Origin of the sequence: Brevibacillus borstelensis, from assembly GCF_036700025.1 — a bacterium.
Classification (GTDB): domain Bacteria; phylum Bacillota; class Bacilli; order Brevibacillales; family Brevibacillaceae; genus Brevibacillus; species Brevibacillus borstelensis.
The window spans coordinates 5,341,329-5,364,000 of the sequence record NZ_CP144922.1 but is presented as its reverse complement, the minus strand read 5'-3'; the positions used below and the strand labels follow the sequence as shown (position 1 = coordinate 5,364,000).

The 22,672-nt window shown below is 48.1% G+C and carries 19 protein-coding genes and 2 pseudogenes; 18 read left to right on the top strand and 3 right to left on the bottom strand.

The genetic code is table 11. From position 1 onward, the window contains the following. The first annotated feature begins 127 nt into the window (after positions 1 to 127). From V5G20_RS25740 to V5G20_RS25720, 5 genes are all read left to right on the top strand, one after another. Positions 128 to 1,168, top strand: a complete 1,041-nt coding sequence (locus V5G20_RS25740; protein ID WP_003389949.1) for a hypothetical protein — start codon at positions 128 to 130, stop codon at positions 1,166 to 1,168. Continuing rightward, complete coding sequence (locus V5G20_RS25735) at positions 1,155 to 3,329, top strand: molybdopterin oxidoreductase family protein (protein WP_003389948.1); 2,175 nt, start codon at positions 1,155 to 1,157, stop codon at positions 3,327 to 3,329. Before V5G20_RS25740 ends, V5G20_RS25735 begins: the two co-directional genes overlap by 14 nt. After that, complete coding sequence (locus tag V5G20_RS25730; RefSeq protein ID WP_003389947.1) at positions 3,322 to 3,891, top strand: 4Fe-4S dicluster domain-containing protein; 570 nt, start codon at positions 3,322 to 3,324, stop codon at positions 3,889 to 3,891. The genes V5G20_RS25735 and V5G20_RS25730 overlap by 8 nt, the downstream gene beginning before the upstream one ends. A gap of 117 nt (positions 3,892 to 4,008) precedes the next feature. Further along, entirely contained in the window at positions 4,009 to 4,536 is a 528-nt protein-coding gene (locus tag V5G20_RS25725; protein ID WP_031932617.1) for a Rieske 2Fe-2S domain-containing protein, read from the top strand. Next, positions 4,526 to 4,714: a hypothetical protein gene (locus tag V5G20_RS25720; RefSeq protein ID WP_003389944.1), complete on the top strand. Its 189-nt coding sequence runs from the start codon at positions 4,526 to 4,528 to the stop codon at positions 4,712 to 4,714. Before V5G20_RS25725 ends, V5G20_RS25720 begins: the two co-directional genes overlap by 11 nt. A 166-nt stretch (positions 4,715 to 4,880) precedes the next feature. On the opposite strand, the gene V5G20_RS25715 is transcribed toward V5G20_RS25720, so the two are convergent. Continuing rightward, complete coding sequence (locus V5G20_RS25715; protein ID WP_003389943.1) at positions 4,881 to 5,585, bottom strand: Crp/Fnr family transcriptional regulator; 705 nt, start codon at positions 5,583 to 5,585, stop codon at positions 4,881 to 4,883. A 173-nt stretch (positions 5,586 to 5,758) separates the two neighbouring features. Between V5G20_RS25715 and V5G20_RS25710 the strand changes: the two genes are divergently transcribed. The 3 genes from V5G20_RS25710 to V5G20_RS25700 all read left to right on the top strand — a co-directional run bounded on the left by V5G20_RS25710 (position 5,759) and on the right by V5G20_RS25700 (position 9,649). Continuing rightward, complete coding sequence (locus V5G20_RS25710; protein ID WP_003389942.1) at positions 5,759 to 6,253, top strand: hemerythrin domain-containing protein; 495 nt, start codon at positions 5,759 to 5,761, stop codon at positions 6,251 to 6,253. A 329-nt stretch (positions 6,254 to 6,582) separates the two neighbouring features. Beyond that, complete coding sequence (locus V5G20_RS25705) at positions 6,583 to 7,875, top strand: MFS transporter (protein ID WP_338462736.1); 1,293 nt, start codon at positions 6,583 to 6,585, stop codon at positions 7,873 to 7,875. Between the two features lie 319 nt (positions 7,876 to 8,194). Beyond that, positions 8,195 to 9,649, top strand: a complete 1,455-nt coding sequence (locus tag V5G20_RS25700; protein ID WP_422387986.1) for a SulP family inorganic anion transporter — start codon at positions 8,195 to 8,197, stop codon at positions 9,647 to 9,649. Between the two features lie 231 nt (positions 9,650 to 9,880). On the opposite strand, the gene V5G20_RS25695 is transcribed toward V5G20_RS25700, so the two are convergent. Then, positions 9,881 to 11,362 (bottom strand): IS1182 family transposase, encoded by a 1,482-nt coding sequence (locus V5G20_RS25695; protein ID WP_422387999.1) that lies wholly within the window; start codon positions 11,360 to 11,362, stop codon positions 9,881 to 9,883. Between the two features lie 1,889 nt (positions 11,363 to 13,251). On the opposite strand from V5G20_RS25695, the gene V5G20_RS25690 reads away from it, so the two are divergent. The 3 genes and pseudogenes from V5G20_RS25690 to V5G20_RS27180 form a co-directional block, all read left to right on the top strand. Beyond that, positions 13,252 to 13,578 carry a helix-turn-helix domain-containing protein gene (locus V5G20_RS25690; protein ID WP_024985204.1) on the top strand — a complete coding sequence of 109 codons (327 nt, stop codon included), beginning with the start codon at positions 13,252 to 13,254 and terminating at the stop codon, positions 13,576 to 13,578. Continuing rightward, on the top strand, positions 13,518 to 14,402 hold the full coding sequence (locus tag V5G20_RS25685) for an IS3 family transposase (protein WP_155808033.1): 885 nt from the start codon (positions 13,518 to 13,520) through the stop codon (positions 14,400 to 14,402). Before V5G20_RS25690 ends, V5G20_RS25685 begins: the two co-directional genes overlap by 61 nt. Before the next feature lie 100 nt (positions 14,403 to 14,502). After that, positions 14,503 to 14,738: pseudogene (locus tag V5G20_RS27180) on the top strand (hypothetical protein); the annotation flags it as partial. A 284-nt stretch (positions 14,739 to 15,022) separates the two neighbouring features. Here V5G20_RS27180 and V5G20_RS25675 read toward each other — a convergent pair. Continuing rightward, positions 15,023 to 15,718, bottom strand: a complete 696-nt coding sequence (locus V5G20_RS25675) for a hypothetical protein (protein ID WP_024983042.1) — start codon at positions 15,716 to 15,718, stop codon at positions 15,023 to 15,025. 120 nt (positions 15,719 to 15,838) lie between these two features. Here V5G20_RS25675 and V5G20_RS25670 point away from each other — a divergent pair, with 120 nt between their 5' ends. The 7 genes and pseudogenes from V5G20_RS25670 to V5G20_RS25640 all read left to right on the top strand — a co-directional run bounded on the left by V5G20_RS25670 (position 15,839) and on the right by V5G20_RS25640 (position 22,503). Next, entirely contained in the window at positions 15,839 to 16,066 is a 228-nt protein-coding gene (locus tag V5G20_RS25670; protein ID WP_024983041.1) for a hypothetical protein, read from the top strand. A 356-nt stretch (positions 16,067 to 16,422) separates the two neighbouring features. Next, entirely contained in the window at positions 16,423 to 17,892 is a 1,470-nt protein-coding gene (locus V5G20_RS25665; protein WP_003389938.1) for an alanine/glycine:cation symporter family protein, read from the top strand. 474 nt (positions 17,893 to 18,366) lie between these two features. Beyond that, positions 18,367 to 18,699 (top strand): transposase, encoded by a 333-nt coding sequence (locus tag V5G20_RS25660; protein ID WP_025848869.1) that lies wholly within the window; start codon positions 18,367 to 18,369, stop codon positions 18,697 to 18,699. Beyond that, a complete protein-coding gene (locus V5G20_RS25655) occupies positions 18,690 to 19,619 on the top strand; it encodes an IS3 family transposase (protein WP_283858068.1) in 930 nt (309 codons plus the stop codon). Before V5G20_RS25660 ends, V5G20_RS25655 begins: the two co-directional genes overlap by 10 nt. 447 nt (positions 19,620 to 20,066) lie before the next feature. Then, positions 20,067 to 21,332, top strand: a pseudogene (ltrA, locus tag V5G20_RS25650) (group II intron reverse transcriptase/maturase). A 179-nt stretch (positions 21,333 to 21,511) separates the two neighbouring features. Continuing rightward, a complete protein-coding gene (locus V5G20_RS25645) occupies positions 21,512 to 22,165 on the top strand; it encodes a LytTR family DNA-binding domain-containing protein (protein WP_024983303.1) in 654 nt (217 codons plus the stop codon). A gap of 20 nt (positions 22,166 to 22,185) precedes the next feature. After that, positions 22,186 to 22,503, top strand: coding sequence for a DMT family transporter (locus tag V5G20_RS25640; RefSeq protein ID WP_255320311.1), 318 nt, complete (start codon positions 22,186 to 22,188; stop codon positions 22,501 to 22,503). Positions 22,504 to 22,672 lie beyond the last annotated feature (169 nt).

Sequence of the window (22,672 nt, the reverse complement as noted above, 5' to 3'; positions counted from 1 at the left end):
GATTCGACAAAAGAGGCCGTCCCGGGCCGACGCAAGTGACAAACATCACAACCGGCAAAAGGCCGGGTTGATAGAATGAAGCCGTCAAGAGAACGAACGCTTTCCCGAAAGAGAAGGAGGGTTTCCCGTGAATCACGCGTTTGCTTCCACATTGGCTCAAAGGGCATTTGTCATCGTCTGTATCCTGTTTGTGTTGAGCTATTTGGGATCTCGATTCTTTACGCATATCGACCTGGCCCTGTACGGCTACATCGTCGGGACGCTGGTGTTTATCGGCGGGTTTCTGTACCGTTTCTCCGCCTGGGCGGAGCGGCCGCCCACCAAGCTGATTTTGAAAAAGGGCCTCAAGCTGCTGTTTCGCCGCGGTACGAGCAAAACGTCGGCGGAGCATCTGCTCACGTACCGCTTCATCTGGAATCGCGGCTGGTTTCGCTGGACACAGCACTTCCTGGTGGGGTGGGGCTGCATCCTCTCAGCGCTTGTCACGTTCCCGCTGGTGTTTGGCTGGATGTACTTCACGATGGAAGACAACGGCTATTACCACGTCGTCGCGATGGGCATCGACGTAATGAAAATCAAAGCAGACGGTCTGCTCGCCTACCTGTTTTACAATGCGCTGAATATTTCCGCCTTCATGGTCATTGCCGGCGTATGCATGGCTCTGTACCGTCGCCTCAAGAACATGCAGGCTCGGGCGGAGCAAACCTTCTTTTACGACTTCCTGCCGCTTTACATGCTGCTGTTCGTCAGTGTGACCGGACTTGCGTTGACCGGCGTCAATATGTTTGCCGGAGGGTTTGGCCATCCGGTGCTCACGATCATTCACCAGTTTGCCGTGATCGTGACGCTGATCTACCTGCCGTTTGGCAAACTGGCGCACATCCCGTTCCGTCCGATGAGCGTCCTTGCCCGAAACTACCGGGAGCATTACGGTGCGCTGGAGCAGAAGGCGTGCAAGGCATGCGGCACAGGCTTCGTTTCGGCCGAGCAGTCTGCCGATGTGGTTGAGGTGCTTGCGAAAAACGACCTTTCATTTCGGACCGAGCACGGGTACCATCTGGCCGAACTGTGCCTCCCCTGCCGACGCAAGTACCGCATGTTCCGGTTTACCGGTATTCCGACACACCAGATAGACGCCAAGGAGGCGAACCAGCATGCAAACGGATAAATTTTTCAAAGAGATACAAAATGTCGTGCATCCTCATGAAAAGCTGGTGTCCACGCATTGCTGCTACTGCGGAATGCAGTGCGGGATGAAGCTGAGGGTGGATACGAATACAAATACGATCGTCGGAGTGGAGCCGCGCTACGACTTTCCGGTCAACCTCGGCAAAATGTGCCCCAAAGGCGTGACGGCTTACCAGCAGGTAAACCATCCGGATCGGATCAAACGTCCGCTTGTGCGGAAGAATCCGGCTTTAAAAGGAACGCCGGATGGCTTCGAGGAGGTCTCGTGGGAAGAAGCGCTCAGCCTGATCACAGACCGGTTCCGGGACATGCAGGGGAAATACGGCAAAGACACCCTGTCCGTCTTCTCCGGCGTTTCCATGACAAATGAAAAGTGCTATTTGACTGGGAAATTCGCCAGGGTGGCACTGCAAACCCGCTATGTCGATTACAACGGGCGATTTTGCATGTCGTCGGCAGCAGCAGGCCTCAACCGCAGTCTGGGCATTGACCGGGGCTCTACCGTTCCGTGGACCGACCTGCATCAGACGGATTGCCTGTTTATCGCCGGCTCCAATGCAGCGGAATGCCATCCGACCAGCATGTTTCGCATCTGGGAGGTGCAGAATCGGGGCGGCTACCTGATCGTCGCCGATCCGCGCGAGACTCCGCTTGCCCGCCGGGCGGACATCCACCTCGATCTGCGTCCCGGAACCGATCTGGCCTTGGCAAACGGGATCGTCCATCTGCTGATCAAAAACGGCTACGTAGACGAGGAATTTGTGCGCAACCACACCAATGGCTTCGCGGAGACAAAAGAGCTGTTGGAAGCCTACACACCGGAATACGTCAGCGGCATTACCGGGATCGCCACAGAGAAAATCATCCGGGCTGCCGAGATCTACGGCAAGGCACCGGAAGCGATCGTCATGTTCTGCCGAGGAGCCGAACAGCAATCCAAGGGGACGGACAACGTATCGGCCTACACCAACATGGCGCTGGTGACAGGAAAGATCGGCCGGCCGAAATCAGGCGTGGCCACGTTTACCGGACAGGGAAACGGCCAGGGCGGACGCGAGCACGGGCAAAAAGCGGACCAACTGCCCGGGTACCGCAAGATGGACAACCCGGAGCACGTAAAAGAAGTGGCTTGCGCCTGGGGGATCCCCGTGGAGGAGATGCCGCAAAAAGGAGTTTCCGCCTACGAAATGTTCGGGCTGATGCTGGACAAAACGATTCGCGGGCTGTACCTGCTCTGCTCCAATCCGGCCGTAAGCGCGCCCAACCAGAACCACGTCCGGGCCGCACTGCAAAGCCTCGACTTCATGGTCTGCTGCGACTTCTATCTGTCCGAGTCGGCTGAATACGCCGATGTGGTGCTGCCTGTGACGACGTGGGCCGAAGACGACGGCACGACGACCAATCTCGAGGGACGCATCATCCGCCACGTAAAGGCCCAGGAGTGGTACGCCGAGTCAAAGCCGGACTGGTGGATCCAGATCGAGATCGCCAAACGAATGGGGCGGGGGCAGTATTTTGAACATCTGAAGGACCCGCGGGATATTTTCGACGAGCTGCGTCGCGTCTCCAAGGGTGGGGTGGCCGACTACTCCGGCGTCACCTACGAAAAAATCGAGAAAAACAACGGGGTCTTTTGGCCGTGTGTCTCCGAGGAAGACCAAGGGATGCCCCATCTGTTTTTGGACAAAAAGTTCTACCATCCGGACGGAAAGGCGAAGATATGCGCCCTGCCGTACCGTCCCCCCGCCGAGGAGCCGGATGAGGACTATCCGCTTCGCCTGACGACTGGCCGTGTCGTGTACCATTACTTGTCGGGAAACCAGACGCGTCGCATTCCGTTTTTGCATGCCATGTACCCGGACCCGCTGCTGGAAATTCACCCCGAGACCGCTGAACGCTACGGCCTCCAAAACGGAGAGACGGTTTTGCTGAAAACCCGGCGGGGAGAAGCTCCCTACAAAGTGAAAGTCATCGCGGCAATCCGACCGGATACGGTCTTTGTCCCTTATCACTGGGGCAAGCATGAATCGATCAACCTATTGACCAATCCAGCGCTTGATCCGTACAGCAAGATGCCAGAGTTCAAGGCATGCGCCGCACAACTCATCAAGCTGGGGAGGGAGGAGCGCCGCCATGGGTAAGCAAGTGCTCTACATTGAAATGGACAACTGCATTGGCTGTCGAAGCTGTCTGGCTGCCTGCACGCAGTGCGGAGGTCATGACAATCGCAACCGCAACTACGTAATGGACGTCGATCCTTTTCACACGCGGCAAACGATCCCGCTGATGTGCCTGCATTGCGTCAATCCGGCTTGTGCCCGCAGCTGTCCGGCGCAGGCAATCCAGATCGCCGACAACGGCGCTGTCCTCTCGGCGCTGGTCGAAAAGTGCATCGGCTGCCAGAATTGTACGATCGCCTGCCCCTACGGTATCCCGAAATTTGATCAGGAGCAAAACCTGATGTACAAATGCGATCTTTGCTACGACCGTACAAAGGACGGCATTCCGCCCATGTGCGCATCTGTCTGCCCGACCAACACCCTGCAGTGGATCGACGAAGCGGAGCTCGCACGGAAACAGGAGCAGCACCTCCTGTCCAACGGCAAATGGGTTGCAAGCCAGCCGTTCAATCCGCTTGAGGGCGAAACAAACGTGAGGATCAGCTTGCCAGGCATTCTGCAGGGAAGGGAGAAGCTCTTTTAGCCGAATCTGCGTCATTCGAGGTAAAGGCGACAAGCGTTACGGATACATCTTGAATGCGGCGGCTGCCAAGCAACAGAGCCGAACGGAGCGATTGCTTTGAAAAGGGGGAAGGACAGGATGAGTGACGACAAAAGAAGGAACGTGCCGGAGCGGGACGACAATTATACGCACAATATCCATCGGTCGAATGAACGTTCGCTGGACCGCAGGGCTTTTATGAAAACGGTGCTGGGCGGTGTCGGATTGTTCGCAGTCTCCACATTGCCTTGGGGGACGCTGGCTGCCAAACAATTGCTGGCGCCGGGAAGCGGGAAATACCCCCGGAAAAAGATCGTCGAAGCGGAAGCTGTGAAAACAGGGGAGGCAGTGGAATTCTTCTATCCAAGCGACCACGAAGGGGCATTGCTTGTACGGGTAGGAGAGGACGAGTGGAGGGCCTATCAAAATGCCTGCACTCATTTAAAATGTCCGGTTTTCTGGAGTACAGAAAAAAACGAGCTGCTTTGCCCGTGCCACCACGGCAAATTTGACGTCATGACCGGCGAGCCGTTAGCCGGGCCGCCGAGAAGGGCGCTGCCCGAAATAGAGCTGGAGATCGAAGGGGGAAGTATTTACGCAATCGGGGTGAAACCGTATGAAACATAATGTCAGAGGCATCATCCTGCTGGCTTTGGTGCTTTTGGGTAGCATCATTTGTACACAGTATACGGTGAATATGTACTTCGCCGAGCGATATGAAGTGAGCGTTATGCTTTCAGTTGTCAATCTTCTGCTGTTTCCGCTTGCATATATGATTTATCGGCGAGAGCGGGGGCGGGAGTAGGAAAAAGAGTCAGAAGTGAGTCAGTTTAGTGAGTCAGAACTGAGTTAGAATAGGTCAGAACTGAGCCGAAAAGTGCGTCAGTAGAGAGTCGCAAGAGACAGACAGCGGCTTGCCAGGCAATCGAACACCCTGCCAATGGAGACGGCAGGGTGCTTTTTGCTTGCAGCTATATTTGGCAAATTTCCGGCGGGCAATCGTCACAGCAAATCGTTTCCTTCAGATAGGTCAGATCCTTGATCAGGATATGTCCATGCGGCAGCAAATCAATCACTTGCTGCTTCTTCAGGTCTGACAGCATCCGGTTTACGCTTTCTCTGGTCAAGCCGATAAAATGAGCAAGGTCACGGTTGGTCAAAGAAAGATTGATATAAATGCCCTCGGACCGCTCTTCTCCGTAAGTATTGCACATGCGAATCAACGTGGAATACAAGGCGCCGACTTTTCCGTTCAACAACAGGTCGCGGAATTTTGATTGCATGCGCCGGTTCATGATTCCCATCCAACGCATGAAGTCTACGCAATACTCCCCGTTTTTTATCAGAATCTGTTCCAGGCCAGCGCGCGGGATCACTCGGACCGCTCCGTCTTCCAGTATGGCCGCGCTGGCAGTGTGGACCAGCTCTGCTTCAAACAAGCCGGCCAACCCGACGAGCTCGCCTGAACCGAATACTTGCAGGGTAAGCTCTTTTCCATCAACCGTGGTCTTCGTCAGCTTTACTTGCCCGGACGAGATGAGATAAAGGTATTCAGCAGGGTCGCCATCCATGTAGAGAACGGCTCCGGCCGGGAAATTTCTCTCCGTGGCGAGAGTATACAGCCTCGCCAGGAAGTCAGGCGAGATCTGCTGGACAAAGGTAAGGCTTTTAGCCAATCGCGCTCCCCCATTTCATACGAGCAGACGTCGATACTTGTTGAGTAGTCCAAACCATTCTATCGGATGGAGCTGTGGAAATGCAGTGACTACAGTCACATTTCAAGAAAAATCATGTATTTTTGAGCAGATTGTGACGATCCTCACTATGGAGGCGAGGAACGGGGTCTATCATGAATGTTGTGGAAAGGGGGGAATGTGCGACATTGCTGCGATATTTTCGCGGGGAACACGACCATTTGTTGCAGCAGCTAGAAACACTGAAAAAACTCCTATACTCCGGTTCCAATTGGGATGCGGAGAAGGAAGAGCAGATTGTGGCCCTTACAGCCGACCTGGTGCAAAATATGCTCCACCACTTTACGGAAGAGGAAGAGATTTTGTTTCCTCTGATCACACAAGCGAACCTTACCCTTGTTCACCCGGTCTCTGCAATGAAAAAGGAGCACGAACGGATTCGCGCCACCCTTCTGCAGCTTCAATCTGAAACGGAATGCTGTCAAAAGACCAAACAGAGCAGCCACCGGCTGATTGCCTTGATGCGTGAGGCGTGGCAGCTCGTTTTGGACCACCTGAGCAAAGAAAATCTGATGTTAATTCCGATGGCCAATCAATTGCTGCATGAAAACGAAAGGGAAGCCGTGTTGAAAAAGGTAGGCAGAAAATAACGTGAGATGATACAGGTTGAATCAGCCCGTACCGGTTATGCAAGGGACGGGCTTTTTGCCGTTATTCATAAGAGTCGCAAGCAGGGTACAGGAGATTGTCGGAGCTGTTCGAAGAAAATAATGTTGCAGACTCGGAAAGATACTGGCGGAACCGAGGAGTAAATGGTATGGCATTATAAACGAAAAGTGCAGACAAAGGCCTTCATAACAAAATGAATCATCCAACATTTTGTGATAATGAAAGCGCAAGATCTTGAAACGTAAGTTCCCCTATACTAAAAATGCAAATTTGAATGGCAATGAGTTGTGACGAAAATGGGGGAACGAGCATGAGTAACAAGGCAGAAGGATTGTTAACGAACACAGATTTTCGCAGGCTCTGGATTGGGCAAACTGCATCACAGTTTGGGACTCAGGTAGCATTATTAGGAATGCCATTAGTGGCAGCTCTCTATTTAGGGGCCAGTCCCATGCAAATGGGGTTGCTTGGTTTTGCCGAGTATGCGCCATTTATCATTTTCGGTTTGCTCGCTGGTGTATGGATAGACAGATTTCCCCGGCGACCCATTCTTGTCGCCGCTAACTTTTTCAGGGGTGCATTACTGCTCATTGTGCCGCTGACAGCCTTGATTGGATTCCTGAATATGACAGTTCTATATTTGGTAGCCTTCATAGTGGGTATCTGTACTGTCTTTTTTGATGTTGCCTATACATCCTTTTTGCCTTCCGTCGTGAGCAAGGAGCAGCTTGTTGATGGAAATAGCAAACTAGAGACAAGTAAATCTGCCGCACAAATTGCTGGGCCGGGTTTATCAGGTGGATTGGAACAGGTAATCACCGCTCCTTTTGCAATATTGTTCACGTCGGTATCCTTTTTTGTATCCGCTGTGTACATAGCCCGGATTCGCAAGTTGGAGAAAGTCGTGACAGATGCGAAAAAACCAAAAAACATGTGGCTGGAAATGAAAGAAGGGCTGCATACGGTTTACACAAAACCGTTGCTGTGGGGAGTGGTGCGCTGCTCAACAGTCTTTAACCTTTCCTGGAATGTTATTTTTAGTGTTTATGTTCTATATGCATCGCAGGAACTCAAAATCAGTGCGAGCATTCTCGGCATCATTTATGGAACGCTAGGAGTAGGGTACCTATTTGGCTCTCTGCTTGCCCAAAGGGCTGTACATCGTTTTGGAGTAGGTCCGACAATTGTGGGTTCCGCTACGATCGCAGCAAGTGGCGGTTTGCTTGCTCCATTAGCAGTAGGATCAGAATTAAGTATTGCGTTGATTATGATGCTCGGACAGCTTCTTTTCGGAATGGGGGTCTCAATGTTTAGCATTAGTACCATCAGTTTACGTCAAGTAATTGTACCCGATGCCCTGCAAGGTCGCGTGAACGCTACATTTCGATTTATCTCGTGGGGTTCTTTACCTCTTGGTTCGTTAATGGGAGGGATGATCGGGGGAGCAATGGGTTTACGGTTCGCTTTATTTGCGGGTGGCATTGGATTGTTAGCTTCGGCTTGTACATTATGGTTCACCCCATTTTTACAGCTACGCGTGAAATCATTTCACGAATTAACATTGGAAAAAGATGTGTCTATAAAGAGCCAAGGAGTGACGTAAGAAGTATCCAACCAACGGGATCGATAGCTTTAATAAAGCTGCGGGAGTCTGGGACTTTGTTTTCTGGTCCGTGGCTTCCGCTGTTTTATTTGGGAGCAAATCAACGGATACAGTCTAAAACTTTATTTTCTGCGAACAGAAGCAGAATACAACAGCTCCTGCCATAATTTAACATGGTCAAACTTTGCCTATATCCTTTATAATATGTTTTCGTATTCAACGGCCCCGACTTTCTTGCGAGGAGAAAGTCAATGTGTTTTTCGGCAAAATCAAAAGCTTGAACGAGACTCGGAAAATTTAGCAGAAAAGAGGTCATGCATTGATTACTTCACAACTGAAAAAGACTTGGCTATGCAACCTGCGGGGTGATGTGCTCGCGGGAGTGACGGTAGCTCTCGCTTTGATTCCTGAAGCGATCGCCTTTTCGATCATCGCCGGAGTCGATCCGATGGTGGGTTTGTATGCGTCGTTTTGCATCGCCTGTGTGATCGCATTTACGGGTGGGCGTCCAGGGATGATCTCCGCTGCGACAGGCGCAATGGCGCTGCTGATGGTGACGCTGGTCAAGGACCATGGCATCGAGTACCTGTTTGCCGCGACTGTGCTGACAGGGGTTCTCCAGTTCATCATGGGCGTGTTCAGGATCGGCCGGTTTATTACCTTCGTGCCGCACTCTGTCATGATCGGCTTCGTCAATGCGCTGGCGATCCTGATATTTATGGCGCAGCTTCCTCATTTTGTCGGCGAATCTTGGATCATGTACGCAATGGTCGCGGGAACATTGGCCATTATTTATTTGCTGCCTCTCGTCACGAAAACGGTGCCGGCTCCATTGATCGCGATCATCGTGATGACGGTTCTGGCCATCTGGGCAGGTCTGGATGTGCGGACAGTAGGTGACATGGGGGAAATAACGCGGACCCTGCCGGTATTTCATGTTGCAGATGTCCCGTTTAGCTGGGAGACCTTGACGATCATCTTCCCGTATTCCTTTGCACTTGCTCTCGTCGGGATTTTGGAATCGCTTTTGACAGCGACCATCATCGATGAGATGACGGAGACGAAAAGCGACAAGAACCGGGAAGTAAAGGGCCAGGGCATCGCCAATATCGTGACCGGATTTTTTGGCGGAATGGCCGGATGCGCGATGATCGGCCAATCGGTGATCAATGTGAAATCGGGAGGCCGCGGAAGACTGTCTACACTGGTGGCTGGACTGTTCCTGCTGTTTTTGATCATGGTGCTGGGCGACGTCGTCAAGCAGATCCCTATGGGAGCGCTCGTTGGCGTCATGATAATGGTCTCCATCAGCACGTTTGACTGGAAGTCTCTCGTCAATTTGCGCCGCGTGCCTTTCAGCGACGCAGTCGTGATGATTGTCACCGTAGCGATTGTGGTCGCTACGCACGATCTGTCCAAAGGCGTTATCGCCGGAGTGGTCATTAGCGCTCTCGTATTTGGCTGGAAGATGGCTCGCTTGAAGACAAATGTCCTGTACGATAAAAACGGTGTGAAGGTATACACCGTCTCCGGACAGATGTTTTTTGGAACGATGAGTCATTTTGTCGAACAGTTCGATGTCCAGTCCGACCCTGAGCGGGTGGTAGTGGACTTCCGCCATTCTCATGTGTGGGATCAATCGGCGGTAACGGCCATTTCCAAGGTAGTGGCTGCTTATCGGCAGGCCGGCAAAGAGATTGTGCTCGAAGGACTGAATGAAGAAAGCCAAAAGCTGATTGAGCGGATCGGGCTCGCTTTGCCGTCTGGGCACTAGGAAATGTATCAGGACGTAAACGAATTTGGAAAAGCTTTGGAAGAAGCTAAGATCACGAATAGTTCAAAAAACCGGCTCTTTGGCCTGCACTATAACCCACAAGACGGACACTTTAAAATGTGCACCTCTTGGAGAGGCCTGCAAAATACCTCTTTTGAGGTTTGCGGATCGGGTAACCCACACTATTTTTTACAAAAAAGGACTTTAACGAAAAATGCAGCCCATTCTCCTTTAAGAGGCGGGCTGCATTTTTTCTGCCAATTTTATCATCCGTTTTACATTTACGACGAAAGTCGTAAGTATTGCCTGTATTCGCATACGAAAGAGACCACGGTACTTGGCCTTGGTCATCCCATGATACCTTTTTAATTCAGCATTTTTGTGCTCAATAATCGATCTGCGACGAATACGTTCTTTGAACGTATCGCTGTTTTCAAACTCGATTTGCGCCTTGTAGGTTTCCGCCACGATCCGGATGGAGTAGGTCTTGCTCTTCGCTCCTGGTTTGAAACAGCCTTCCCTAAGTGGGCATGTCTTACATTTCTCCGTATCGAAGTAGAAAACGAGAGAACGACTTTTGCCACTCTTGCTTCCTTGGACAGCCTTTCGGATACTATGTTGTCCTGCCGGACAAATAACAAAGTCTGCATCCTTGTTGTACTCAAAACCTTCTTGCCTTAGCCCTCCGTTATGTACGATTGGGTTTAGTGGGACGACGGGTTGAATCTTCTTGGCTTTCATCTCGTCCAAGTTATCTTTACCCGAATATGCGGTGTCAGCAATCACTTCTTGTACTTCTATTCCTACGTCAAGCGATTGGTTCAAAAGTTGTTTGAATTGTTTTCCGTCATCCGTACTTCCTCCGGTGACCTCCACAGCCGTAATGATTTCTTCTTCGGTCATGGCAATATGCTCTTTGTAGCCAAAAAAGGATTTCGTATTACTCTTCCATCCAAAGCGTGCATCTGGATCAATGGCCGACATAATACCTTTATTGGCGAGGAGACGTTCGTCTTCCACGATGGCCTTGGCGATCTTGACCTTCTCCGAGATGGAACCCTCATGATCGGGTAACAAAGTCTCGACAGTCTCTCCAAGTTCCGCCAAGTAGTGAAGCATGATCTTCTCAGCATCCTCTTGATCTTTCTTCAACTCCGGTAACCGTGGGAGTTTCTTTTCGAGTTTTGGATGCTTTTTCACCACAACACGGAATAAGCGCTTCGCCGCATCCCGCAGTACTTCAAGCGGCTTTTGTTTTTGTGAAGCTGCCAGTGTATGGGTGGAATCCATGATGATCGTCTTTGACTTCACAAGTCCTTTTTCGATGCACTGACGTACAACTGATTTAAGCACCTCATCCACGGCTCCGGCCCCTAACCGATGATTACGAAAGCGGGATAATTGAGAGGGGTCAGGAAGGGGATCTTCTGGATTTAAACCTAAAAACCACTTATAAGCGAGGTTTACCTGCGTTTCCTGAATGATGCGTTCATCCGAAAGATTGTAGAGAACTTGTAAAAACAATAGACGAAACAGGAGTTCGGGTTCGTTAGCAGGTCTTCCGTAATGCTCACAATAAGAGGAACGAACCAACTCATGAATGAATGTGAAATCTACGATTTCATTGATTTTACGTAAAGGGTGATCCGCGGGAATTAGTTTATATAATTCGGCATGGAAGGATGCCGTGATTTGTTTAGAGGGCTGTAGCAATGGTTCCAACTCTTTCGTTTTCTTTTCATTGTACAACAAACCCAGTGTCGAAGGGGCATTGGGTTTCAGCCTGTTGAAAACCTACTGTTTCGGAGGAGAAGCATGTTTCCAGGCGGAGCGACTGGCGGAGTCCAGCCAAGCGGAACAGCGAGCCCGGGGAAACAGAAGCGCAATCTATGAGTAAACCCCGGAGCTGCGCGCCGTTTTGCGCTTCCCCCGGGATCGCTGTGGAGCGGACAGTTTCACATCCTTGCAGGACGTAGACCGGAGCGCAGATCGGAAACATGCTTCTCCCCACTACAGCTACATTCTCGATACTTAAAACCCCAGTACCTAAGGGCACTAGGGTTACGGTTTACAGATATTAGGTGGACTTTTGCAGGACTCTCCCCTTGCGGGTTATTTTTTTATTAAAGTGCCTGTATTAGTCGTAATGGAAAATTGATGACTTATGTTTAGAAAAATTTATGAAACGGTGTGGTTACTCATTCCGTCTTTTTAAAAAAGAGAGTTAGGTGAAATGGTTCATAAATAATATTTTAAAATAATAGTAATAACTTGAATTATATGGTATATAAATGTATCTTTTATGGGAATAAAACAACCCTTTTTTTAGGAGGAGAAGTTTTGTGAAAAAAACTGCTATTTCGACATAGCTATGTACTCTGGCCTTTGCAGCTACGACATACACAGCTAATGCGAATTTTACCCAGTATGATCCTAATAATTACCCTGATCCATGGGGAGACAACAATAGAACTGTTACTGGTGAAAGAAAAACTTATCCGGAGTTTTACGCTGAAGGAATAACAATCATCTCAATATAATGATTTATACGGTATGGTTTATGTTGGGATCTATAGAGATGGAGCTTATTACCAACGGAGAGTCGAGCAAGGTGAATCTTGGGAGGGGAGATGCAACAAAAAAATATACGCAGCTAAGTCATCTAAAGGTGACAATGAAATTACGGCTTTCTCTTACCATAAATGGTGGGACGACTCAGGGAAGTTAGTTGCAGATGGGGATACATCTGATTGTTACCCACATTAATCATACGGGAGGATTTCGATATGATGAGTAAATAATCCATCGCATCTTTTCTGGTTTTGAGTGCAATAATAACAAGCTCAACCGGCGCCTATGTCTATGCCAATAAAGACGAACACAAAGTCAATCTTGTTCAATCTAAGGACAGCATCGTGCACAAACGCTCTGACAAATTGAACAAGAAGCTGACAGCTTCATGGGAAGAATCAGCTAAAAAGTTCGATGTTGACATGGAACAATACACTCAGTACGATTACTTCGACCAAGGCATTTTGCTTGATAAATTTCCTTTAGATGATCGGGCGGAATACAGGGACGTCATGTTGCATACGCTCAACAGCGTCAGAGAACCCGGGGATTTGGTGCCGATCCTTTTTTGTAAAAGAAGATTTAAGTGAAACCATTCTCCTTTTTCAGCGAGACGAGGGTAAGGGGAAATCAGTAAAGGTAGTCATCAAAGAAGTAGAGGAAAATACCGCCAAGAAACAGTTATCCTCTCCGGAAGGTATATCCAATACCTCTCAAAGGGATTGGACAGTAGCTTCAGTTGAAGAAAAATGAACCAAATCGGTCACTTGCAGATGGTTCTGCGGGGACTGTTTTTTGTTTGCGCTCACAAGGAGTGGCTCGTCGGAAGAAGAATTGATTCTAAAAAGAGGATACCCTCTAGCTGCATTGAATCCTGCATTTTAGGCACTTCCTGTATTGCTGATGAAACTACTGTCCTTTCTTTGCTGGCATTAAAATTTGTACCCCCTAAAGTCTGAAGTGCACCCCTTAGAATGGACATTGGATTAAACCCCTGGTAAATCCGATGAAATTTAAGGGGTGCATTTTTTATGGTGAAAAAGGGGCAAACGTTTAGAAGTTATTCTCACGAATTAAAGGTGGAAGCCATACGACTGCATATCGAAGAAGGATGGACATACCGTCGAATCATGGAGCATCTGGGGATTCCGGACCGCCACCGGCTTAAAGTATGGATGAAAAAATATAAACAGTTAGGCGAATTTGGGTTGATGGATCAACGAGGTAGACGTGAAGAATATGTTGATCAAGATCGATATGTTAAAAAGCTAAAACGAGAGAACTCGATGCTAAAAAAGTGTTTGAAAATCTGGATGCGGGAGGTGCAGCCCATAAGTATGAGGCGATCAAGCAAGTAGCTGGTGAGTATACGACTAGTGAACTTTGCAAGCTGTTTGGAGTCTCAAGAAGTGGATACTATGCATACTTGAAACGGCAACAAGCGGACCGGGACAAGCCCGTGAAAGACCTCATCAAAGTAGTTTATAAGAAGTATGATGGTAAATATGGGTATCGACAAACCCAGCTGTTTCTCTTACGAGATCACGGGGTATGGGTCAACCATAAGAAGGTACTACGTCTGATGCAAGAAATGAAGCTCCGTTCTCGAATACGCCGCAAATATCGAGGTCACTATGCTTCAACCGAAGGTGGACGAGTCGCTGAGAATGTGATGCAGCGGAATTTCAAAGCGGATGCACCTAATCGAAAATGGGTAACCGATGTCACACAGTATCGTGTCGCGGATACGTGGCTCTACCTGTCTGCTATTAAGGATTTGTTTAATAATGAGATTGTGGCTTACCACATTGGAGTTCGCAACGACAATCAGTTGGTCCTACGGACCTTTGAGAAAGCCTTTAAAAAGACGAAAGACGTGACTGGACTGATCGTTCACAGCGATCAGGGATTCCAGTACACGTCCTACGCTTACCACGACATGTTGCCGAAGGTTGGCGCCCAAATCAGCATGTCTCGGAGAGGCAACTGTTATGATAATGCCTCGATGGAGAGCTTCTTCTCGCATCTCAAAACGGAAGGGCTCTACCCTTATGATATCCGAAGTGTGGATGAGGCACAAAGGCGAATTGAGGAATATATTCAATTCTACAACCAAAGTCGACCACAACGAAAATTAAAAAGGCTGACGCCTGTTGAATTCAGACGTCAGCTGTCGGTCTAACGGTCGGGTTTTTTCTTACTGTCCACTAAATGGGGTCTTGACCAGTCATCATCGGTAAAACGCGGGGGTTTTTCCAATGGGGGACATACATGTGTCGTTATGCAACGATTCCCCGTTCCAGAATGAATTGAACCGCGAATTTGTCAAAGAGGAACCACTGGAAACCGTTGTGAGTGATTTGACTTACGTTCGGGTTGCAAACAAATGGCACTATTTTGCTTGCTCGTGGACTTGTTGAACCAAGATGCAGTCGTGGAGGCTACCTTTAGGCTGATCAAAGCTGAGTTTGTAAAGAATCGACAGTTTGAGTTGTTGGCACAATTAAAGCTAGAACTAGAAAAATCAAGTATATAATTACTTTTTCACCCAAGCACAGAATAGATGACTTGTCGTGTCTCGTAATGAGTTTTGAAGACGATGACTTCATTAATTTGATGTTCAGGATTCAAATTATATAATTCAGTATGAGAAAGATGTTGTTATTTATTCACTCTATTCGGAGTATTAAGTGTATTTTTATGATAAATAACAAGCTCAATACCTCAAGAGGTACTGAGCTTGTTCCTTTGCAAAACTCTAGTAATATAGACGTTTTTTTGTGAAACCGTTTAGTCTTTTGCCTATTTAACGCTGTAACGAAGGCCCATTTCGATAGCTTTGCGAGCGTAGTACTCCCATTCTTTAGAACCAGTGTATGAAACCTCAAATCCGGCTGCGGTTAGTGCCGATGCACTAAAAGATCCTGATGCACTTGAAGAATTAGTACTTGTATACGTAATTGTAGCACTTCCGCTAATCTCAACTGTGTGAGTTGGGAATTTGTCGGTAGTTGAGATTGCCACTACATCTTTGTCTTCTAGCGTAGCTGAATTAGAATTGGTGATCTTCATCTCTGTACTCTCAATTGAATTAATTTGTTTAAAAGAGCCATTAGTGTAGATTTTCAACTTTGCGGACAATTGCGTATTTACTGGACCATCCTTTCTTTCCTTTTTAGTAGTTACAATAGTATAAGTTCCATCAGATGCAAGGACATTCTTTCCTTTGCCAGACGCGGGGATCACTTCTTCGATTACCTCAGAATATGAAGTAGTTACTTCACCAGTTTGTTTGTCAATTAATTCAATTGTTGCAGAGTTTTCAGTTTCGCTCCGAACCATTTCAACTTCAGGGGTCAGTTCAATTTCAACAGAGGTCAATTTAAGTTGGACTTTTTGAACACCATCTGCTGCATGAGTAGATAATCCAGCAGCAGATAAAACTAATGCACCACACAACAAACTTGCAAAAAGCGATTTGAATTTAGTGAGTCTCATAATGCAATACACTCCCAACTTTTTTACATAATTTCCACTCATATGGTATAATTTGGTGGTAGCCCGTGTCAACGAAAATTTCAAATAACTCCCAAATTTTTTAAAAAAAGGATGGTTATCATGGGAAAAAACGAGATTGATTTTACAAACCTACACCAGTATTTGAACGCTTTTTCTGCAAGTATTCGGGAAGCAGGAGACAAAACAAGTAATTCGTTATTAGAAGTTAAAAGTGAAATTGCTTCTTTGAATTCGAACTTAAATACAACGAATTACTTGCTCATTGGATTGCTTATTTTAAATACTGCTTTGCTTATTTTCACTTTGTATAAAAATAAAAAAAGATAAAACTCCAAGGGGAGTTGAATGATCAGTAGCGTTTTGGCATAGTAAAAGAAGTAGCCGCCTTGATCTGAAGATCTAGGCGGCTAACTTATTTATCTATTCTGTTGAAACCCAAAGTTTGTAAATGACTTCATTGTTTACTTCTCTTCCGGGTAAGTGAATGAAGTGAATTCGATTTCAGGTACTCTACGACTTTTGATAGTGCTGAGAATGGAGAAAACGTAACAAACCGCTTCTATGCTTCTATAGACTGAACAACATATTTTTTGTTAACTGAAAACATTTTCAGTTGTTAGAATATAGTCAATATTTTATAATTAAACAAGATCATATAATTGTTATGAAGAGGGGGTCATTTTTTGGAGGCGTTCGTTAACTGGTTAAACGGCATTATTTGGAGCCAGGGATTGATTTATCTTTGCCTGGGAGCCGGCTTGTTTTACTCGCTTGCAACCCGCTTCATGCAGGTCAGGCACATCAAGGACATGGTCAAATTAATGTTCGATGGAAAAAGCTCAGAGGCAGGGGTTTCTTCCTTCCAGGCTTTGTCCATGGCCTTGTCCGGACGTGTCGGTACCGGTAATATCGCCGGTGTTGCAACCGCTATCGCTTACGGGGGTCCAGGGGCTGTCTTCTGGATGTGGCTGATCGCCTTCCTCGGGGCCGGATCAGGCTTTGTCGAAGCGACGCTCGGCCAAGTGTACAAGACAAAGCAAGACGGACAATTCCGAGGCGGTCCTGCTTACTACATTGAAAAGGGTCTCAAGCTGAAGTGGTACGCAGTGTTGTTTGCCATCGTGACGGTTTTTGCTACAGGCATGCTTTTGCCTGGCGTTCAGGCGAACAGCATTGCCGCAGGGATGGAAAACGCTTTCGGGATTCATCCGGCAATTACAGGCATTTTCCTCGTTGCTGTGCTTGCCTTCATCATTTTTGGCGGTGTGAAACGGATTGCAAACGTTGCCCAGATCGTAGTGCCTTTCATGGCTCTCGGGTATATTTTGGTTGCCTTAATCATTGTCATTCTGAATATTTCTCAATTGCCAGCTGTTCTGTCTTTGATTTTTTCAAGCGCTTTCGGAGCGGACGCGGCCTTCGGCGGCATCATCGGTTCTGCTATCGCCTGGGGGGTAAAACGCGGAATCTACTCCAACGAAGCCGGACAGGGAACGGCTCCTCACGCAGCGGCTGCGGCGGAAGTGTCGCACCCGGCGAAGCAAGGGCTTGTTCAGGCTTTTTCCGTTTATGTCGATACCCTTTTCGTCTGTACTGCAACCGCTTTCATGATTCTTTTTACCGGGATGTACAATGTAACGCCTGAAGGTGCTCCCGCGATTGTAAACAACCTGGGCGATGTGGAGCCGGGACCTGTTTACACCCAACAGGCTGTCGAATCGGTGCTGCCCGGATTTGGGGCTCCGTTCGTCGCGATCGCCCTGTTGTTCTTCGCATTTACAACGATTATGGCTTACTACTACATGGCCGAGACCAATCTGGCCTACTTGAACCGCACGGTGAAACGAATCTGGTCGGATTACGCATTGAAGATCGTGATTCTCGGCGTCGTTTTCTACGGAAGCGTGAAATCGGCCAGTCTCGCCTGGACGCTTGGCGATATCGGGGTAGGAAGCATGGCCTGGCTGAACGTCATCGCCATACTTCTTTTGACGAAGCCGGCGCTGAAGGTGCTGAAGGATTACGAGGATCAGAAAAAACAAGGGAAAGACCCTGTGTTCGATCCGGTAAAGCTGGGAATCAAGGATGCGGATTTCTGGGAAAAGGAATACAAATATCACGATGCGTCTGAGCCGAAGCGGAAATCTTCCTGATGGTTTAGCACGCGAAAAACTGCTCGCTTCTTTGCTTGGGAAAACATCGAATCGTTTGCTGGCATTGCCTCGTGCGATGCCAGTTTTTTGGTGCGCCCAGCATGGGCGATAGCTATAGGGTGAAAGTCCCGAACGGGGGTTGGCTGTACCAACCGTTAGCTCAAGGCAAGGGTGTCGACCGCGAGGTCGAATCTGAAGGAAGCCGGCGGCAAAATCCCGACCTGAGGTACACGAACCCAATTTGAGGCTGTTGTATCCGGGCGAGTCTGCCAAACAAGACAAAGCCCCATACAGCCAAGGGATACAGTAGTAAACTTGGGCAGGTACATGGGATGAAAGTTATCGTTCTTACCTGGGGAGGTCTGCATGAAACGCCTTCAACTGTTGGTAACCGCTTTTAAGCCCCAAAATTGGATTTGAGTCATACCCCCTTATCTTGTTAAGCTGATATCAGAAGAACAGGGGGATATTTTTATGCAACGGAGACGCTATTCAATCGAGTTCAAACAACAATTGATCCAGGAAGCCCACGAAGTAGGAAACGCTAGCCAAGTAGCCAGACGGCATGGGATAGACCCTAAAATGCTGTATCGATGGATACGTGACTCCAAACACGCAGATTGGCAGAATACGTCTTCCGAAGCTAAAGCTGTAACAAGCTATACACCAAGTCCAGGAGAGTTTCGGGAACTGGAAACGGAGAATGATAAACTGAAGAAATTACTGGGAGAAAAGGACTTGGAAATCGCGATCCTTCGTGATCTTGTAAAAAAGGTGAACCCAGCTTATCGGACAAAATGGAAATAGCCGACAAGTGGATACAGCTGGGGTACACAGCCAAACTAGTGCTACGTATTGTCGGCATCCTGGAAGCAACCTACTATTACCGAAAAAACAAAGCCTCCCAAAAACCTCGCGTTTATCACGGAGGAAGACCTATACCCGGTTATTCGTTGTCAAAAGACGGACAACCTGTCAGTGACGAACAAATCAAAGAATGGCTATCCGAGTTGATTGCCGATGAAGAATCTGCTTATGGATATCGAAAGCTTACCGTCTGCCTACGGCGAGACCACCAACTGGTCATCAACAAGAAAAAGGTTTACCGCTTGCTGAAAGAAGAAGAACTCCTGCAACCACAACGACAAAAGAAAAGGAAACATCCTCGAAAGTTGGCAAACAACCGAGAGATTACCGCTCCGAATCAATTGTGGGAGATAGACGTAAAATACGGATTTATCGTAGGAGAACAGCGTTTCTTTTTCCTGATGAGTCTCATTGATGTCTATGATCGAGCGATCGTGGACTACCATTTCGGACTGACCTGCGAAGGAAAACATGCTGCTCAGATTCTCCAACGTGCTTTGTGGAAACGGCAGCAATTCAATTGTGATGATCGCCCTGTTATCCGTACGGATAACGGTCCACAGTTTATTAGCCATGCCTTTGAAGAAGCCTGTCAGCATTTCCAAACGGTGCATGAGCGAATTCCTCCAAAGACACCCAATAAAAACGCTCACATTGAGTCATTTCACAGTGTTTTGGAGAAAGAATGTTTGCAGCGGAATGAATTTCAGAGCTATCAAGAAGCCTATGAAATCGTGACAAACTATCTGCTCTTTTATAATCAGCGACGGATTCATGGAAGCTTGTACGATTTATCACCTGTAGAATTTGGTAAAGCCTTTGCCTTGCAACTCATTACACCATTTGTTGTGAAAGTGTAGTATGGCAAAGGATTGCAGAATGATCCCTACTTCAACCTAGCTGACAAGCAGGAAGGAAAACGTCTGGGGTCAAGTGATCTCCTTGACGCTAGGCGTTTTCCTTCCTAGACTCCTAGGTGGTTGAAGGAGGGAAGAAGCATATGAAAATGCGAGAATAAGGGAGAAAGACTCAAATTTTAAGGGGTTAAACCGACCGTCTCCGTAAGGAGACGCTGAACATGCAGAAGTCAGCAGAGGCCATAGTACCCGAGTAGAGGACGCTTGAATGGGGAAGGGCCGAACATCAAGTCAGCATGCGATCCATGTCTTTTGATACGGTACGTCGAAGCAGAATTCTGTCAAGGAACTACTTTTGAAGAGCAGGGGTGAAGCCCCGAGGGTACAAAAGAGGGCTGAGTATCGTACAGCAAGCACGGAGTCCGCATGTGCGAAGGAAGGAACATCATTATGGATTTGCTGGAAAAAGTCTTATCACGGGAAAACTTACGGATGGCACTCCAACGAGTGGAGGAAAACAAAGGTGTCGGTGGAGTCGATGGTGTTTCAACCGAACAACTACGCGATTATCTACGTGAACACTAGCAAGCCATCCGCGAGAAGATGGAAAGGGGAACCTATAGACCTTCACCTGTTCGCAGAGTCGAAATCCCGAAACCTGACGGTGGTGTAAGGTTATTAGGCATTCCCACCGTGGTAGACCGCTTTATTCAGCAGGCCATCCTCCAAGTGTTAACGCCGATCTTCGACCCCACCTTCTCGGAATCTAGCTATGGGTTCCGTCCAAAACGTAGCGCTCACATGGCAGTAAGGAAAGCGCAAGCGTATATCTCCGAAGGATATCGTTTCGTGGTGGACATCGATCTAGAGAAATTCTTTGATCGCGTAAATCATGATATTCTAATGAGCCGTGTGGCTCGAAAAGTTCAGGACAAGAGAATTTTAAGACTGATTCGTTCCTACTTGAATGCGGGGATCATGATAAATGGCGTCTGTACAACATCAAGTGAAGGAACACCGCAAGGTGGGCCGTTAAGCCCACTTTTGGCAAATATCCTACTTGATGATTTGGACAAGGAACTCGAAAAGAGAGGCCACCGTTTCTGCCGCTACGCAGACGATTGTAATATCTACGTGAAAACAAAACGGGCAGGGGAACGAGTAAAGAAGAGTATTCAAAACCACTTGGAGAAGGTACTAAGGCTAAAAGTAAATGAGGAGAAAAGCGCGATAGACCGACCATGGAAACGAAAATTCTTGGGCTTTAGTTTTACCTTTGCAAAACAGACAAGGATTCGCATCCACCCCAAATCCCTCCTCAAGCTAAAAGAGAAAATCCGCACGATCACGAATCCGGTGTGGAGCATCTCGATGGAGAAGCGGATTGAAAGAATAAATCAGTACCTCATGGGCTGGATTGGATATTTCGCCCTTGCAGACGCGAAGGGCATTCTACAATCCATTGAGGAATGGACAAGGCGCAGGCTCCGTCTTTGTTTGTGGATGCAGTGGAAACGCGTGAGAACCAGATATCGAGAACTTCGTTCTCTTGGCATATCTCACGTAAAAGCCATTGAAATTGCAAATACCCGCAAGGGTGCATGGCGTACCACAAAATCTCCGCATATACACAAAGCCCTCGGCATTGCCTACTGGCAACAACAAGGGCTGAAAAGCTTAGTGCAACGATATTCTCAAATTCGTCAAGCTTGGTGAACCGCCGTATACCGAACGGTACGTACGGTGGTGTGAGAGGACGGGGGTTAGTCGCCCCCTCCTACTCGATTGTCTGATTTTCCAACAGAATGCAGCTGTGTCATTTCCGTGTCTCGTGCTCACAGCGGGTAAAATTGTGGTTTAATAGAGATGAGAAACAGGATACAGAGGGATGATCTATGGAGAAAACATTGGTGCCCGAAGTACTGCAAATGATCGGAGAGGTAATACCGGACGGCGTTTCTGTTGCGATTTCGGAAGGCGGACGCTATATCTACTATCAGCCGAGCGCAAGCATTGATCTGAAAATCAAACCGGGAGATCAGGTGCGAGAAGGGTCAGCGACGTACAGAGCGTTGACGGCCAGGCAAAAAGTATCGGAGTATGTGGAAAGCGGTGTTTTTGGCATCCCGTACTACGGGGTTTCCCTTCCGTTGCTGCGTAGCGGCCGCGTAGAAGGATGCATTACAGCGATCTACCCCAAGCAGTTCATGCCGCAGCCGAAAGTGCTGATCGGCAAAGGAGAGGATGGCTGGCTGCCCATTCCGATATCCGATATCATGTACATCCGCTCCCAGGAAGGGAAGACATTGCTGCATACAGCGACGGATTCGTATGCAAACCGCTACAGCCTGTCAGAGCTGGAGCAAATGCTGTCACCCGCCAGCTTTATTCGCTGCCACCGCTCTTTTCTGGTCAATCTGGAGGCGATCGGTTATATCCACCCTCACTTCCATTCAACCTTTCTATTAGAGATGAAAGACAAGCAGCGCACCCGCGTGCCTGTCAGCCAGTCGTATGCGAGTTCATTTCGACAAATATTGGGATTTTAAACGGCAAGCCGGTCATCGGCTTGCTTTTTTACATTCAGGTTGAGGGTGCCTCTCTCGCTGATATCGCTGCAGAAGTGGGGATTAAAAAACTGTCTATTTATAATCACTTCAAAGGCTTATCTGCTGTTGCCGGGGGGATTATTTTTAGCTTCATTTGTTTGACTTTTTCAATGAGAAGTCTTCCTATGGGTACGGCTTACGCGATATGGACGGGGATTGGTACTGTGGGAGGCGCTTTAGTTGGCATGCTTTTCTTCGGTGAATCAAAAGAATGGCGTCGTATCCTGTTCATGGCCATGGTGCTAGCTGCTGCCATCGGACTGAAACTCATCTCTTAAACGTTTGTTTTTCTCTGATTGAAGAAAGCATGAAAGACAATACAAGCTGTAGAGATGAAAAAGCAGAAAACGCGAAAGTCTTTGGGACACCGCCCAGGCGGAACGGAAAGAGCGGAACACGCTCTCAGCGTCCAACTCTGAACAGCTTCCCCCGAAACCGCTGCTTTTG

Excerpts from the sequence above, each read along its gene's own strand:
- V5G20_RS25735 (WP_003389948.1), top strand. The coding sequence starts at position 1,155 with ATGCAAACGGATAAATTTTTCAAAGAGATACAAAATGTCGTGCATCCT.
- V5G20_RS25730 (WP_003389947.1), top strand. The coding sequence starts at position 3,322 with ATGGGTAAGCAAGTGCTCTACATTGAAATGGACAACTGCATTGGCTGT.
- V5G20_RS25725 (WP_031932617.1), top strand. The coding sequence starts at position 4,009 with ATGAGTGACGACAAAAGAAGGAACGTGCCGGAGCGGGACGACAATTAT.
- V5G20_RS25720 (WP_003389944.1), top strand. The coding sequence starts at position 4,526 with ATGAAACATAATGTCAGAGGCATCATCCTGCTGGCTTTGGTGCTTTTG.
- V5G20_RS25710 (WP_003389942.1), top strand. The coding sequence starts at position 5,759 with ATGAATGTTGTGGAAAGGGGGGAATGTGCGACATTGCTGCGATATTTT.
- V5G20_RS25705 (WP_338462736.1), top strand. The coding sequence starts at position 6,583 with ATGAGTAACAAGGCAGAAGGATTGTTAACGAACACAGATTTTCGCAGG.
- V5G20_RS25690 (WP_024985204.1), top strand. The coding sequence starts at position 13,252 with ATGGTGAAAAAGGGGCAAACGTTTAGAAGTTATTCTCACGAATTAAAG.
- V5G20_RS25675 (WP_024983042.1), bottom strand. The coding sequence starts at position 15,718 with ATGAGACTCACTAAATTCAAATCGCTTTTTGCAAGTTTGTTGTGTGGT.
- V5G20_RS25670 (WP_024983041.1), top strand. The coding sequence starts at position 15,839 with ATGGGAAAAAACGAGATTGATTTTACAAACCTACACCAGTATTTGAAC.
- V5G20_RS25660 (WP_025848869.1), top strand. The coding sequence starts at position 18,367 with ATGCAACGGAGACGCTATTCAATCGAGTTCAAACAACAATTGATCCAG.
- V5G20_RS25655 (WP_283858068.1), top strand. The coding sequence starts at position 18,690 with ATGGAAATAGCCGACAAGTGGATACAGCTGGGGTACACAGCCAAACTA.
- V5G20_RS25645 (WP_024983303.1), top strand. The coding sequence starts at position 21,512 with ATGGAGAAAACATTGGTGCCCGAAGTACTGCAAATGATCGGAGAGGTA.